The sequence below is a fragment of the Pseudomonas sp. AM8 genome (assembly GCF_036346475.1).
Lineage (GTDB): Bacteria > Pseudomonadota > Gammaproteobacteria > Pseudomonadales > Pseudomonadaceae > Aquipseudomonas > Aquipseudomonas marginalis.
On record NZ_JAOTNX010000003.1, the window covers coordinates 307,614 to 323,346 of the forward strand.

A 15,733-nucleotide genomic window follows, 5' to 3' on the forward strand; every position below is an offset into this window, starting at 1 on the left:
TCGATGTATTGAACGGTGTGTGCCTTGATGTTTTCGCCATGGCGGTTGGCTGCAGGACTTACTTTATGGGCACTCGGCACCGCAGCGTGGTTGCCGGCTTCGGCTGCGCAATTGGTGCGCATCGGCGCGGCGCATTTTCCGCCCTACACCGTGCGCCCGGAGCAGGGCGCCGACACCGGTCTGTTGCCGCAACTGGTGGAGGCCCTGAACGCCTCGCAGACCGACTACCAGTTTGTGCTGGTACCGACCTCCATCCCCCGGCGTTTTCGCGATTTCGAGCAAGGCCGTATCGACATGGCCATCTTCGAAAATCCCGATTGGGGCTGGCAGAAGGTCGCCCACACCAGCATCGACATGGGCCTGGAAGATGCGGAAATCTTCGTCGCTCAGCGTGAGCCCGGTCGAGGCCAGGACTATTTCGCCGACCTTGCCGGGAAACGCCTGGCGGTGTTCAGCGGCTATCACTACGCCTTTGCCAACTTCAACCCCGACCCCAAGTACTTGGCCGAGCACTTCAACGCCACCTTGACCTATTCCCATGACAGCAACCTGCTGATGGTTGCGCGCGGGCGTGCGGACATCGCCTTGGTAACCCGTTCGTACCTGAGTGACTTCATGGTGCGCAATGCGGATATGGCCGGGCAGTTCCTGGTCTCGGAGCGCATCGACCAGGTCTATCACCACTACGCGTTGCTGCGGCCCAAGGCGCCGATCACGGGCGAGGCGTTTTCGGCGTTGCTCAAGCGCTTGCGCGACAGCGGCGAGATGCTGAAGATTTTCGAGCCGTATCGTATTGATGTGATGCCTGTGCCCTGATCTTGGCTCGGATGAGTGCGGCTGTGGTTCGGGTTTTGGTTGTGGTGAGCGGGGCAAGCCCTAATGCCAGTCAGTTAAGGCTTTTTGTAGGAGCGAGCTTGCTCGCGAAAAACTCACAGGCGCCGCGTTCATTCAGGAAGCACGCGTTATCGTTGACGTTTTTCGCGAGCAAGCTCGCTCCTACAGGAGGCGATGTACGCTTAACTGACTGGCATTAGGGCTTGCCCGCTCACCACAACAAGCCCTTTCACCTCAATCACACCCGCCGTGCAAACGTATCGCTATGGTTGCCGGACACCTTGCGGCAGTGCACCAGCGCATCGCGAATCATGAAGTTCACCAACGTCGGTGAAACCCCCAGTTCCTTGGCAATGTCCTTTTGCGGCACACCGTGCAGGCGGTACATCTCGAACGCGTAGCGGGTGCGCTGGGGCAACTCCGTCAGGGCGTCGGCGATGTTTTCCAGGGTGTTGAAATTGATGTGGGAGGTTTCCGGTGAAGCGCCGTGAATGACCACATTCAAGCCTTCCTCTTCCGTCCCGGAATATTTGAGTTCCAGGGCCTGCTTGCGGTAGTGATCGATCGCCAGGTTGCGCACGATCTGGAACAGATAACTCAGTTGGGCCTTGAACGATGACGTGATCGTCGGCGCCGATTGCAGGCGGAAGTAGGCATCCTGCACTACATCCTCGGCGCGGGAGCGGCACCCGGTAATACGTGCCGCAATCTTCACCAGAATCAGTCGATTGTCGACAAATGCCTGGAGAAGCGGTGAGTCGCACCTGCCTGTGGATACTTGTTCCGTCATGGAAATCACCTTGTCGCAAAAGAGGTTAGGGGAGGGCGTCCTTGCTGAGGCCTCCTACACATCGGGCAACAAATTATGCTGAATGATAATGATTGTCAAATGAGAAGGCGAACTAATCTTATGCTTTCTTGTTTGGTGTGAACCACGTCTCGCAGGTACCCGGCGACTAATTATTTGCCGGTGCCGTCCGTTCTTCTGGGTGACAGGGTCGCTAGTCAAGCGGCCAAGGATCAGCACCCGCAGGAGGACGACATGGGTTTTTATCGTGCACACAGCGTGTTTCAGTTTGGAGTCGTCGCTGGATGACTACGCCGACTCGACTGCGCCTGTTCTGCCTGCCCTATTCGGGCGCCAGCGCCATGGTTTACGCACGTTGGCGCCGCACGTTGCCGGAGTGGTTGCAGGTGTGTCCGCTGGAACTGCCTGGGCGGGGCATGCGCATGGACGAGCCCCTGCAGCGCGATATCAAGGCCTTGGCGGCGCAGCTCGCGGAGGAAATCAGTCGCGACTTGAGCGGCCCTTATGCATTGTTCGGCCATAGTCTCGGCGGCCTGCTGGCCTTTGAATTGGCCCACGCGTTAAACGCACGAAATGTCCCTGCGCCGCTGGCGCTGTTCGCCTCCGGCACGGCCGGCCCGGCCCGCCGCGATGTCAGCGAATACGCCATCGAAAAGACCGACGCGCAACTGATCGCCCGCCTGCGCGAACTGCAAGGCACCGCCGAAGAAGCCCTGGCCAATCCCGAGCTGATGCAGTTGATGCTGCCGATCCTGCGTGCCGACTTCCTGCTGTGCGGCAGCTTCACCTACGGCGAGCGCAAGCCGCTGGACCTGCCGATCCATGTGTTCGGCGGCAAGCAGGACAGCGTGCGCGCCGACCAGTTGCTCGACTGGCAGCTCGATGCCGCCAGCGGTTTTTCCCTGGACATGTTCGACGGCCACCACTTCTTCCTTATCCAGCACGAAAGCGCCGTATTGCGCTGCGTGCGGCGCTATGCCGACGAACACCTGGCCCGCTGGCGCATTGGCGCGGCGCGGCAACTGGCCGCCGGCTGATCGCTCTCCCATTCCCGAATTTCCCGTAAGCCGATTTCAGGCAGGAACCCCATGATGGACGCCTTCGAACTTCCCCGCACCCTGGTCGAGTCCCTTCAACGTCGCGCCGCCCAGGCCCCGGACCAGGTCGCCCTGCGCTTCCTCGCCGAGTTGGCCGAGCACAACGTGGTACTCAGTTACCGTGACCTGGACCAACGCGCCCGCACCATCGCCGCCGCCCTCCAGGCCAATGCGGCACAGGGCGACCGTGCGGTGCTGCTGTTCCCCAGTGGCCCGGACTACGTCGCGGCGTTCTTCGGCTGCCTGTACGCCGGAGTGATCGCGGTGCCGGCCTACCCGCCGGAGTCCACCCGCCGTCATCACCAGGAGCGTTTGCTGTCGATTATCGGTGACGCCGAACCGCGCCTGTTGCTGACCATCGCCAGCCTGGCTGATGGCCTCGCGCAGATCGAAAACGCGCCGCCGGTGCTGAGTGTCGACACCCTCGACGCACAGATCGCCAGCGCCTGGAGCGCCCCCGACCTGCACCCCGACGACATCGCCTTCCTGCAATACACCTCCGGCTCCACCGCGTTGCCCAAGGGCGTGCAAGTCAGCCACGGCAACCTGGTGGCCAACGAAGTGCTGATCCGGCGCGGCTTTGGCATCGACCTGAACCCTGACGACGTGATCGTCAGCTGGCTGCCGCTGTACCACGACATGGGCCTGATCGGTGGCCTGCTGCAACCGATTTTCAGCGGCGTGCCGTGCGTATTGATGTCGCCGGCCTATTTCCTCGGCCGGCCGCTGCGCTGGCTCGAAGCGATCAGCGAATACCGCGGCACCATCAGCGGCGGGCCGGATTTCGCCTACCGCCTGTGCAGCGAGCGGGTCAGTGAGTCGGCCCTGGAACGCCTGGACTTGAGCAACTGGCGCGTGGCCTATTCCGGCTCCGAACCGATCCGCCTCGACACCCTCGAGCGCTTCGCCGAGAAGTTCACCGCCTGCGGGTTTACCTCGGATAGTTTCTTCGCCTCCTACGGCCTGGCCGAAGCCACCCTGTTTGTCGCCGGCGGCCGGCGTGGCCATGGCATCCCGGCGCTGCGCGTCGACGAGCAGGCCCTGGCCGCCAACCGCGCCGAGCCGGGGCAGGGCAGTGCGATCATGAGTTGCGGCACCTCCCAGCCGGAACACGCGGTGCTGATCGCCGACCCGCACACACTGAGCGAGCTGGCCGACAACTGCGTCGGCGAACTCTGGGCCAGCGGCCCGAGCATCGCCCACGGCTACTGGCGCAACCCGGAGGCCAGCGCCAAGACCTTCGTGCAGCATGCCGGCCGTACCTGGCTGCGCACCGGTGACCTGGGCTTTATCCGCGAGGGCGAGGTGTACATCACCGGTCGCCTGAAAGACCTGCTGATCGTGCGCGGTCATAACCTGTACCCCCAGGACATCGAACAGACCATCGAGCGTGAAGTGGAAGTGGTGCGCAAGGGCCGGGTCGCGGCGTTTGCGGTGAATGACAAAGGCCTGGAAGGCATCGGCATCGCCGCGGAAATCAGTCGCAGCGTGCAGAAGATCCTGCCGCCTGAAGCGCTGATCAAAGCCATCCGCCAAGCCGTGGCCGAGGCCTATCAAGAGGCGCCGTGCGTGGTGGTATTGCTCAACCCCGGCGGCCTGCCCAAGACCTCCAGCGGCAAGGTGCAGCGTGCAGCGTGCGCGCTTCGGCAGGCCGACGACAGCCTCGACTGCTACGCGCAGTTCCCCGATCTGCACGCCCAGGCGAGCGCTGTTGCGCTGGAATCCGAACTGCAAAGCCGCATCGCCGCGATCTGGTGCGAGCAGTTGCAGGTCGCCACGGTGGCGGCCGACGACCACTTCTTCCTGCTCGGCGGCAACTCCATTACCGCCACCCAAGTGGTCGCGCGCCTGCGGGAAACCCTCGGCCTGGAGTTGAACCTGCGCCTGCTGTTCGAGGCGCCGACGTTGTCCGGGTTCGCCGCCGGCGTGGCGCAACTGCAACAGGACGGCGGCATTGCCCAAGGTGCGATCCGCCCGTTGTCGCGCCAGGACGAACTGCCCCAATCCCTGGCCCAGAACCGCCTGTGGATCACCTGGCAACTGGACCCGCAGAGCAGCGCCTACACCATCCCCGGCGCCTTGCGTTTGCGTGGCGAACTGGATGAAGACGCGCTGCGCTCGAGCTTCCAGCACCTGATCCAGCGCCACGAAGCCCTGCGCACCCGCTTCTATGAGCGCGATGGGCAGGGCTTCCAGCGTGTGGAGGCCAATAGTGATTTCGACCTGCAGGTTATCGATCTCAGCGACTTGCCTGTCGCCGAGCGTGAAGCCCGCGCACAACAGATCCGTGAGGACGAAGCCCGCACCCTGTTCGACCTGGAAAAAGGCCCGCTGCTGTGGGTGACCCTGGTGCGCCTGGACGAAGACGATCACCAGTTGCTGGTGACCCTGCACCACATCATCGCCGATGGCTGGTCGTTGAATATCCTCATCGACGAGTTCTCGCGCCTGTACGCCGCCGCAAGCCAGGGCCAGACCCTGGCGTTGCCGCCACTGGCCTTGCAGTACGCTGACTACGGCAGCTGGCAGCGCCAATGGCTGGCCGACGGTGAAGGCCAGCGCCAACTGGCGTACTGGAAAGCGCAACTGGGGGACGAGCACCCGACCCTGAGCCTGGCCACCGACCACCCGCGTGCGGCCCGGCAACGCCACAGTGCGTCGCGCCATAGTGTGCGCCTGAGTGTCAGCCTCAGCGAGGCGATTCGCCAGACCGCCCAGGCCCACGAGTCCACGCCGTTCATGCTGTTGCTGGCGGCGTTCCAGACCTTGCTCTACCGCTACAGCGGCCAGCGCGATATCCGCATCGGCGTGCCCAACGCCAACCGCCCGCGCCAGGAAACCCAGGGCCTGATCGGCTTCTTTATCAACACCCTGGTGCTGCGTGCCGAGCTGGACGGGCGCCTGCCGTTCAATCAGCTGTTGGCCGCCACCCGCCAGACTGCACTGGGCGCTCAGGCCCATCAGGACCTGCCCTTCGAGCAACTGCTGGAAGCCTTCCCGCAAGCCCGCGAACAAGGCCTGTTCCAGGTCATGTTCAACCACCAGCAACGTGACCTCAGCGCCTTGCGCCGCCTGCCGGGCATGCTCGCCGACGAGCTGCCCTGGCACAGCCGCGAAGCCAAGTTCGACCTGCAGCTGCACAGCGAAGAAGACCGCAACGGGCGCCTGAGCCTGTCCTTCGACTACGCCGATGAACTGTTCGACAGCGCGACGATCCAGCGCCTGGCCGAGCACTTCATCCACCTGTTGCAAGCGGTCTGTGAGCAACCGCAGCAAGCCCTCGGCGACATCCAGCTGATGCAGCAGGATGAACAGCAAACGTGGTGCCAGGCGCCGTGCGCACCCGCTCAACAATGGCTGCCCGAACTGCTCAACCAGCACACCTCGGACAACACCGCGCTGGTTTGGCAGGACGGCAGCCTGACCTTCGCCCAACTGCACACCCAGGCCAACCGCCTGGCCCATTACCTGCGCGACAAAGGCGTCGGCCCGGACGTGTGCGTAGCCATCGCCGCCGAGCGTTCGCCGCAGTTGCTGGTGGGCCTGCTGGCGATCATCAAGGCCGGTGGCGCCTATGTGCCGCTGGACCCGGATTACCCCGCCGAGCGCCTGGCCTACATGCTCAAGGACAGCGGCGTGCACCTGCTGTTGACCCAGACCGCATTGCTGGACCGCGTGCCGAGTGCCGAAGGCGTGTGCGTGATTGCCATGGACAGCCTGCACCTCGACAGCTGGCCGACCCAGCCGCCCGGCCTGCACCTCGATGGCGACAACCTCGCCTATGTGATCTACACCTCCGGCTCCACCGGCCAGCCCAAGGGCGTGGGCAATACCCATGCGGCCCTGGCCGAGCGCTTGCAGTGGATGCAGGCCACCTATCAACTCAATGACAGCGACGTGCTGATGCAAAAGGCACCGATCAGTTTCGACGTGTCGGTGTGGGAATGCTTCTGGCCGCTGATCACCGGCTGCCGTCTGGTGCTGGCCGGTCCTGGCGAGCACCGCGATCCGCACCGCATCGCGCAGTTGGTGCAGGCGCACGGCGTGACCACGCTGCACTTTGTGCCGCCGCTGTTGCAGCTGTTTATCGACGAACCGCTGGTGCCCGAGTGCACCAGCCTGCGTCGCCTGTTCTCCGGTGGCGAAGCCTTGCCTGCTGAGTTGCGCAATCGCGTATTGGCGCAGTTGCCGGCGGTGCAATTGCACAACCGCTATGGCCCGACCGAGACCGCGATCAACGTCACCCACTGGCAGTGCCGCGCCGAGGATGGCGAGCGCTCGCCGATTGGCCGGCCGCTGGGCAATGTGATCTGCCGCGTGCTGGACGAGCAGCTCAACCCGTTGCCGGCTGGTGTGCCGGGTGAGCTGTGTATTGGCGGTATCGGCCTGGCGCGCGGTTACCTTGGGCGTGCCGGTTTGACCGCTGAGCGCTTTGTCGCCGACCCGTTGGGCGAGGCGGGCGCACGCTTGTATCGCAGCGGTGACCGCGCACGCTGGAGCGTGGATGGCGTGCTTGAATACCTCGGTCGTCTCGATCAGCAGGTCAAGCTGCGCGGCTTCCGGGTGGAACCGGAAGAAATCGAAGCGCGCCTGCTGGCCCTGGACGGTGTCGCCCAGGCCGTGGTGCTGGTGCGTGACGCGCAGTTGATCGGTTACTACACCGCCCATGCCGCCCTCGACGAACAGGACGTCAAAGCGGCCCTGGCCGCCGAGCTGCCGGAGTACATGGTGCCCGCGCAACTGATGCGCCTGGACGCGATGCCGCTGAGCCCCAGCGGCAAGCTCGACCGTCGCGCATTGCCAGCGCCGGTGTGGCAAACCCGCGAACACATCGAACCCGAAACACCGTTGCAGCAGCAGATTGCAGCGATCTGGCGCGAGGTGCTCGGCCTGCCGCAAATCGGCCTGCGCGATGACTTTTTCGCCCTCGGCGGCCACTCGTTGCTGGCCACGCAAATCATCTCCCGCACCCGCCAGGCCTGCGACGTCGAGCTGCCGTTGCGCACCTTGTTCGAAGCCAGCGAACTGGGCGCTTTTGCCGAGCAAGTCGGCCTGATCCAGGCCAGCGGCCAACGCAACCAGCAAACCGCAATCGCCACCGTCGACCGCAGCCTGCCGGTGCCGTTGTCGTATTCCCAGCAGCGCATGTGGTTCCTCTGGCAGATGGAACCGGACAGCCCGGCCTACAACGTCGGCGGCATGGCGCGCCTGCGTGGCGTGCTGGATGTGGGGCGTTTCGAGGCGGCGTTGCAGGCCTTGATCATGCGCCACGAAACCTTGCGCACCACCTTCCCGAGTGTCGACGGCGTGGCTTGTCAAAAGGTCTCGGCGCAGACCGGCCTGCGCATGGATTGGCAGGATATGTCTGCACTGGACGAATGCGCACGTGAGCAGCGTCTGCAGCAACTGGCCGATGTTGAAGCTCACACGCCGTTCAACCTGGAAACCGGGCCGCTGCTGCGCGCCTGCCTGGTCAAGGCCGGTGAGCAGGAACACTACCTGGTGCTGACCCTGCACCATATCGTCACCGAAGGCTGGGCCATGGACATTTTTGCCCGTGAACTCAGCGCGCTGTACGAAGCCTTTATCGATGAGCGCCTGTCGCCGCTGGCACCGTTGCCTGTGCAGTACCTGGACTACAGCGTGTGGCAACGCCAGTGGCTGGAGTCCGGCGAACGCCAACGCCAATTGGACTACTGGACCGCGCAACTGGGCAACGAACACCCACTGCTCGAATTGCCCGGCGACCGCCCACGGCCACCGGTGCAAAGTCACCGGGGCGAGCTGTACCGCTTCGACCTCAGCGACGATCTGGCCGCCCGTGTGCGTGCCTTCAACGCCGAACGTGGCCTGACCCTGTTCATGACCATGACCGCCACCCTGGCCGTGCTGCTCTACCGCTACAGCGGCCAGACCGACCTGCGTATCGGCGCGCCGGTGGCCAACCGCATTCGCCCGGAAAGCGAAGGGCTGATCGGCGCGTTCCTCAACACCCAGGTGCTGCGTTGCCAGCTCACGGGGCAGATGAGTGTTGCCGAGCTGTTCGAGCAGGTCCGTCACACCGTGATCGAAGGCCAGTCCCATCAGGACCTGCCGTTCGACCATCTGGTGGAGGCCCTGCAACCGCCACGCAGCGCGGCGTACAACCCGTTGTTCCAGGTGATGTGCAACGTGCAGCGCTGGGAATTCCAGCAGCGCCGCCAACTGGCTGGCATGACCGTCGAATACCTGGCCAACGATGCTCGCGCGACCAAGTTCGACCTCAACCTGGAAGTCACCGACCTCGACCACCGCCTGGGTTGCTGCCTGACCTACAGCACCGATTTGTTCGATGAACCGCGCATCGCGCGCATGGCCGAGCATTGGCGCAACCTGCTCGAAGCGTTGATCGCCAACCCGCAACAACGCCTCAGCGAACTGCCGTTGCTGAGCGCCACCGAGCAACGCGCGTTGCAGGACAGCCTGGGAGTGGAGGCGGGCGAGCATCGTCTCGACCAGTGCCTCCAGCAACTGTTCAGCCAGCAGGCGCTCAAGCGTGGCGATGCCCCGGCGCTGACCTTTGCCGGTGTGACCCTCACCTACGCTGAACTCGACGCCCGCGCCAACCGCCTGGCCTGGATGCTGCGCGAGCGCGGCGTGGGCCCGCAGGTGCGGGTCGGCCTGGCGCTGCCGCGCTCGCTGGAAATGGTCATCGGCCTGCTGGCGATCCTCAAGGCCGGTGGCGCCTATGTGCCGCTGGACCCGGAATACCCGCTGGACCGTCTGCATTACATGATCGAAGACAGCGGCATCGGCCTGTTGCTCAGCGATGCGGCGATGTTCGACGCCCTTGGCGAATTGCCGGCGAGCGTGGCCTGCTGGTGCCTGGAAGATGACTTGCCGGTGCTGGCCAATTACCCGGCCGGCGAGCTGCCGTTTATCAGTTTGCCGCAACATCAGGCCTACCTGATCTACACCTCCGGTTCCACCGGTAAACCCAAGGGTGTGGTGGTGTCCCACGGTGAAATCGCCATGCATTGCCAGGCCGTGATCGAGCGCTTCGGCATGCGCCCGGACGATTGCGAGCTGCATTTCTATTCGATCAACTTCGACGCCGCCACCGAGCGTTTGCTGGTGCCGCTGCTCAGCGGTGCCCAGGTGGTCCTGCGCGCCCAGGGCCAGTGGGATGCCGAGGAAATTTGCGGGCTGATCCGTACCCATGGCATCAACATCCTCGGTTTTACCCCGAGCTACGGCAGCCAGTTGGCGCAGTGGCTGGCAACCCAGCACCAGACCTTGCCGGTGCGCATGTGCATCACCGGCGGCGAAGCGCTGACCGGCGAACACCTGCAGCGTATCCGTGCGGCGTTCCAGCCCGAGGTGTTTTTCAATGCCTATGGGCCGACCGAAACCGTGGTGATGCCCCTGGCCAGCCTGGCGCCCCGGCAACTGGATGAGGGCGCCGGCAGTGTGCCGATCGGCAGCATCATCGGCGACCGCGTGGCTTATATTCTCGACGCCGACCTGGCCTTGGTACCACAAGGCGCGACCGGCGAGTTGTATGTGGGCGGCGCCGGTCTGGCCCAGGGTTACCACGAACGTCCGGGGATGACGGCCGAACGGTTTGTCGCCGACCCGTTTGCCCGCCAGGGCGGTCGCCTGTATCGCACCGGCGACCTGGTGCGCCAGCGCGCCGATGGCCTGGTGGAGTACCTGGGGCGTATCGATCACCAGGTGAAGATTCGCGGTTTCCGGATCGAACTGGGCGAGATCGAAACCCGCCTGCTGGAGCACGCCGCCGTGCGCGAAGCGGTGGTGCTGGCGCTGGATTCGCCGAGTGGCAAGCAACTGGTGGCGTACCTGGTCAGCGACGCCGACCACGGCACCTTGCGTGAGGCGCTCAAGGCCCATCTCAAGGCGCAACTGCCGGACTACATGGTGCCCGCGCACCTGATCGTACTCGACAGCATGCCGCTGACCGCCAACGGCAAGCTCGACCGCCGCGCCCTGCCGCAACCCGATCCCGAGGCCAATCGGCAACAGTACGTGGCGCCGCGCAACGAGCTGGAAAGCACCTTGGCAGCGATCTGGTGCGCGGTGTTGAACGTGCAGCAAGTCGGCCTCGACGATAACTTCTTTGAACTGGGCGGCGATTCGATCCTGTCGATCCAGGTGGTCAGCCGCGCGCGGCAGGCGGGGATTCATTTCAGCCCTCGCGACCTGTTCCAGCACCAGACCGTGCAAACCCTGGCCGGGGTGGCCACGCGCTCCGAGCAGGTCAGCGCCGAGCAAGGCGTGCTCACCGGCGCTTCGGGCCTTACACCGATCCAGCACTGGTTCTTTGACACCGATATTCCCGCGCGCCAGCACTGGAACCAGGCGCTGGTGCTCAAGCCGCTGCAACTGCTCGAGCCTCATCGCCTGGAGCAAGCGCTGCTGGCGGTACTCGAACACCACGACGCCCTGCGCCTGAGCTTCACCCGGCGCGATGCGCAATGGCATGCCGAACACTTGGCCGTACCCAAAGGCGGCGTGCTGATGCAGGCGCAAGTGCGCGACATGCAACAGTGCACCGCGCTGTTCACCGACACCCAGCGCAGCCTCGACCTGGAGCACGGCCCGCTGGTGCGCGCCTTGCTGGTGGATGGCCCCCAAGGCCAGCAACGCTTGCTGATCGCGATCCATCACCTGGTGGTGGACGGTGTGTCGTGGCGCGTGTTGCTCGAAGACCTGCAAAACGTTTACCGCCAGCTCAGCGACGGCCAGTCCGTCAGCCTGCCGGCCAAGACCAGCGCCCTGCGCGATTGGGCCGCGCGCTTGCAGGCGTATGCCGGCAGCGAATCCCTGCGTGAAGAGCTGAGCCTGTGGCAGGACCGGTTGGCCGGCCCTGACGCAGCATTGCCCGTGGCCCACCCGCACGGTTCGCGGCGCAACCGTGATGCCGACACCGTCAGCGTGCGCCTGGATGCCGAACACACCCGCCAGTTGCTGCAACAGGCGCCGAGCGCCTACCGCACCCAGGTCAACGACCTGCTGCTGACCGCCCTGGCCCGAGTGCTGTGCCGCTGGAGCGGGCACGGGGCGGCGCTGATCCAGCTCGAAGGCCATGGCCGCGAAAGCCTGTTCGACGACATCGACCTGACCCGCAGTGTTGGCTGGTTCACCAGCGCTTACCCGCTGCGCCTGACCCCGCAAACCGGGCAGGGCGACTCGATCAAGGCGATCAAGGAACAACTGCGTGCGGTGCCCCATAAAGGGTTGGGCTATGGCGTGCTGCGTTACCTCGCCGATGACCTGTGCAAACAGAGCATGGCCGCCTTGCCTAGCGCGCAGATCACCTTTAACTACCTAGGCCAGTTCGACCAAAGCTTCGGCGCCGATGCACTGTTCCACCCATTGGACGAATCGGCGGGCCTGGCCCATGACCCGGATGCGCCGCTGCCCAACGAACTGAGTGTGGACAGCCAGGTGTACGGCGGCGAACTGGTGCTGCGCTGGACCTTCAGCCGCGAACGCCACGACCCACAGGCCATCCAGGACCTGGCGCAGGCCTACCTGGCCGAACTGCAAGCGTTGGTCGCCCATTGCCTGGAGGACAACGCCGGCGGCCTCACGCCGTCCGACTTCCCCCTGGCGCACTTGAGCCAGTCGCAACTCGACAGCTTGCCGGTACCGGCCAGCGCCATCGAAGACGTGTACCCGCTGACCCCGATGCAAGAGGGCCTGCTGCTGCACACCCTGCTGGAACCGGGCACCGGCCTCTACTGCATGCAGGACCGCTACCGCATCAACAGCGCTCTGGACCCCGAGCGTTTCGCCCAGGCCTGGCAAGCGGTGATCGCTCGCCACGAAGCCTTGCGCGCCTCGTTCTGCTGGAACGTCGGCGAAGACATGCTGCAAGTGATCCACAAGCCGGGCAGCACGCCGATCGAGTACCTGGATTGGAGTGCCGACCAGGAAAGTGAACAGGAACCGCGCCTGCAAGCGCTGCTCAAGGCCGAACGCGAAGCCGGTTTCGATCTGCTCAACCAGGCGCCGTTCCACCTGCGCCTGATCCGCGTCGGTGAAGCGCGCTACTGGTTCATGATGAGCAACCACCACATCCTGATCGATGCCTGGTGCCGCTCGCTGCTGATGAATGACTTCTTCGATATCTACATGGCCCTTGGCGAAGGCCGTGAGGCGCAGCTGGCCACGCCGCCGCGCTACCGCGACTACATCGCCTGGCTGCAACGCCAGAACCTGGCCGAAGCACGCCAGTGGTGGCAGCAGAACCTGCAAGGTTTCGAGCGCACCACGCCGATCCCCAGCGACCGGCCGTTCCTGCGCGAACATGCCGGCCACAGTGGCGGCATGGTGGTGGGTGACTGCTACACCCGCCTCGACGCCCGTGACGGTGCGCAACTTCGCGAACTGGCCCAGGCCCATCAACTCACCGTCAACACCTTTGCCCAGGCGGCCTGGGCCTTGGTGCTGCGACGCTTGAGTGGCGAGCGTGACGTGCTGTTCGGCGTCACCGTGGCCGGGCGCCCGGTGGAAATGCCCGAGATGCAACGCACCGTCGGCCTGTTTATCAACAGCATCGCGCTGCGGGTGAAGCTGCCCGAGGACGATCAGCGTTGCAGCGTACGCCAGTGGTTGAACGCGTTGCTCGACAGCAATATGCAACTGCGCGAGTACGAATACCTGCCGCTGGTGACGATCCAGGAACACAGCGAACTGCCCAAGGGCCAGCCGCTGTTCGACAGCCTGTTCGTGTTCGAAAACGCCCCGGTGGAAGTCTCGGTGCTGGACCGCGCCCACAGCCTGAATGCCACCTCGGACTCCGGCCGCACCCACACCAATTTCCCGCTGACCGCCGTGTGCTATCCGGGGGATGACCTCGGCCTGCACCTGTCCTACGACCAGCGTTACTTCGATGAAACCACCGTGCAGGGCATGCTGGGTGAATTCAAGCGCCTGCTGCTGGCGCTGGTGCAGGGCTTCCATGGCGACATGGCCGACCTGCCACTGATGGGCGAACAGGAACGTGCGTTCCTGTTGGACGGCTGCAACCAGAGCGAACATGCCTACCCGCTGGAACGCAGCTATATCGAGTTGTTCGAAGCCCAGGTGAGCGCGCATCCGCAGCGCATCGCCGCCCGTTGCCTGGACCGGCAATGGACCTATGACGAGCTGAACCGGCGCAGTAACGGCCTGGGTCATGCATTGATTGCGGCGGGTGTCGGCCTGGACCAACCGGTGGCGTTGCTGGCCGAGCGTAATCTGGACCTGCTGGGCATGATCATCGGCAGCTTCAAGGCCGGTGCCGGTTACCTGCCGTTGGACCCGGGCCTGCCACGCCCGCGCCTGAGCCGCATCATCGACCTGAGTCGCACACCGTTGCTGGTCTGCACCGAAGCGTGCCGCGAGCAGGCCATCGAGCTGCTGGACGGCGTCGACTGCCAGTTGCTGGTCTGGGAGGACGTGCCTGCCCGTGGGGAAAATCCGGGCATCTACAGCGGCCCGGATAACCTTGCCTACGTGATCTACACCTCGGGCTCCACCGGCCTGCCCAAAGGCGTGATGGTCGAACAGCGCGGCATGCTCAACAACCAATTGAGCAAGGTGCCGTATATGGACCTGACGCCAGCGGATGTGATCGCCCAGACCGCCTCGCAAAGCTTCGATATTTCCGTGTGGCAATTCCTCGCCGCGCCGCTGTTCGGCGCACGGGTGGATATCGTGCCGAACAGCATCGCCCACGATCCGCAGGGCTTGCTGGCCCATGTGCAGGCACACGGCATCACGGTGTTGGAAAGCGTGCCGTCGCTGATCCAGGGCATGCTGGCCCAGGATCGCATCAGCCTGGACGGTTTGCGCTGGATGCTGCCGACCGGTGAAGCGATGCCGCCGGAGCTGGCGCACCAGTGGTTGTTGCGTTACCCGAACATCGGCCTGGTCAACGCCTACGGCCCGGCGGAATGTTCGGACGATGTGGCGTTCTTCCGCGTGGACCTGGCGTCCACCCGTGGCACTTACCTGCCGATTGGTACGCCGACGGACAATAACCGTTTGTACGTGGTGGATGGCGCGCTGGAATTGGTGCCCCAGGGGGCGGTCGGTGAGCTGTGCGTGGCCGGCACCGGGGTCGGCCGCGGGTATGTCAGCGATCCGCTGCGCACCGCCCAGGTGTTTGTGCCCAACCCGTTCGGTGCACCGGGCGAGCGCCTGTACCGCACCGGCGACCTGGCACGGCGGCGCAGCGATGGTGTGCTGGAGTACGTCGGGCGTATCGACCATCAGGTGAAGATTCGCGGCTACCGCATCGAGCTGGGTGAAATCGAAGCGCGCCTGCATGAACAACCGCAAGTGCGCGACGCGGCAGTGGGCGTGCAGGAAGGCGTCAACGGCAAGCATCTGGTCGGCTACCTGGTGGCGGCCGATGAAGCACTGAGTTCAAGCGAACGCCTGGACCGCATCAAGCAACGCCTGCGTGCCGAACTGCCGGAATACATGGTGCCGTTGCACTGGTTATGGCTCGAGCGCCTGCCGCTCAACGCCAACGGCAAACTCGACCGCAAGGCCCTGCCGGAACTGGAGATCGGCCAGTTGCACAGCCAGGACTACCTGGCGCCGCGCAACGAACTGGAAAACACCTTGGCCGCGATCTGGGCCGAGGTGCTCAAAGTCGAACGGGTAGGGGTACAGGACAACTTCTTCGAACTGGGCGGCCACTCGTTGCTGGCCACGCAGATTGCCTCGCGCGTGCAGAAGACCCTGCAGCGGGATGTGCCGCTGCGTGCGATGTTCGAATGCAGCACGGTGGCGGAGTTGGCCGCGTACATCGAGGGGCTGGCGGCCAATGAAATCAGTGCGGAGAAGGTGGATCGGTTGAGTGATTTGATGGCGGAGCTGGAAGGGCTCTGATCTTCGCTGTCTGTCAGGACGCCATCGGGGCTTGCCCCCGATGGCCATAGGTATCTACACAACTCTTAAAGGCTGACACATAACTCTGTGGTGAGCGGGCTTGCCC

The 15,733-nt window shown here is 64.5% G+C and carries 4 protein-coding genes; 3 read left to right on the plus strand and 1 reads right to left on the minus strand.

The features are described 5' to 3' along the window. The first annotated feature begins 27 nt into the window (after nucleotides 1-27). Nucleotides 28-816: a substrate-binding periplasmic protein gene (locus V3W40_RS10915; protein WP_330215006.1), complete on the plus strand. Its 789-nt coding sequence runs from the start codon at nucleotides 28-30 to the stop codon at nucleotides 814-816. Between the two features lie 256 nt (nucleotides 817-1,072). Here the strand turns inward: V3W40_RS10915 and V3W40_RS10920 are convergent, their stop codons facing one another. Further along, the gene (locus V3W40_RS10920; protein ID WP_027603895.1) at nucleotides 1,073-1,624 is read right to left on the minus strand and encodes an RNA polymerase factor sigma-70; all 552 of its coding nucleotides are present in this window, start codon (nucleotides 1,622-1,624) and stop codon (nucleotides 1,073-1,075) included. A gap of 302 nt (nucleotides 1,625-1,926) precedes the next feature. Between V3W40_RS10920 and V3W40_RS10925 the strand changes: the two genes are divergently transcribed. Then, nucleotides 1,927-2,679 (plus strand): thioesterase II family protein, encoded by a 753-nt coding sequence (locus V3W40_RS10925; RefSeq protein ID WP_065927223.1) that lies wholly within the window; start codon nucleotides 1,927-1,929, stop codon nucleotides 2,677-2,679. Between the two features lie 51 nt (nucleotides 2,680-2,730). Continuing rightward, nucleotides 2,731-15,627, plus strand: coding sequence for a non-ribosomal peptide synthetase (locus V3W40_RS10930; RefSeq protein ID WP_330215007.1), 12,897 nt, complete (start codon nucleotides 2,731-2,733; stop codon nucleotides 15,625-15,627). Nucleotides 15,628-15,733: the final 106 nt, after the last annotated feature.

Bases quoted from the DNA above. Each gene is read 5' to 3' on its own strand.
- V3W40_RS10920 (WP_027603895.1), bottom strand. From the start codon at position 1,624: ATGACGGAACAAGTATCCACAGGCAGGTGCGACTCACCGCTTCTCCAG.
- V3W40_RS10915 (WP_330215006.1), top strand. From the start codon at position 28: ATGTTTTCGCCATGGCGGTTGGCTGCAGGACTTACTTTATGGGCACTC.
- V3W40_RS10925 (WP_065927223.1), top strand. From the start codon at position 1,927: ATGACTACGCCGACTCGACTGCGCCTGTTCTGCCTGCCCTATTCGGGC.
- V3W40_RS10930 (WP_330215007.1), top strand. From the start codon at position 2,731: ATGATGGACGCCTTCGAACTTCCCCGCACCCTGGTCGAGTCCCTTCAA.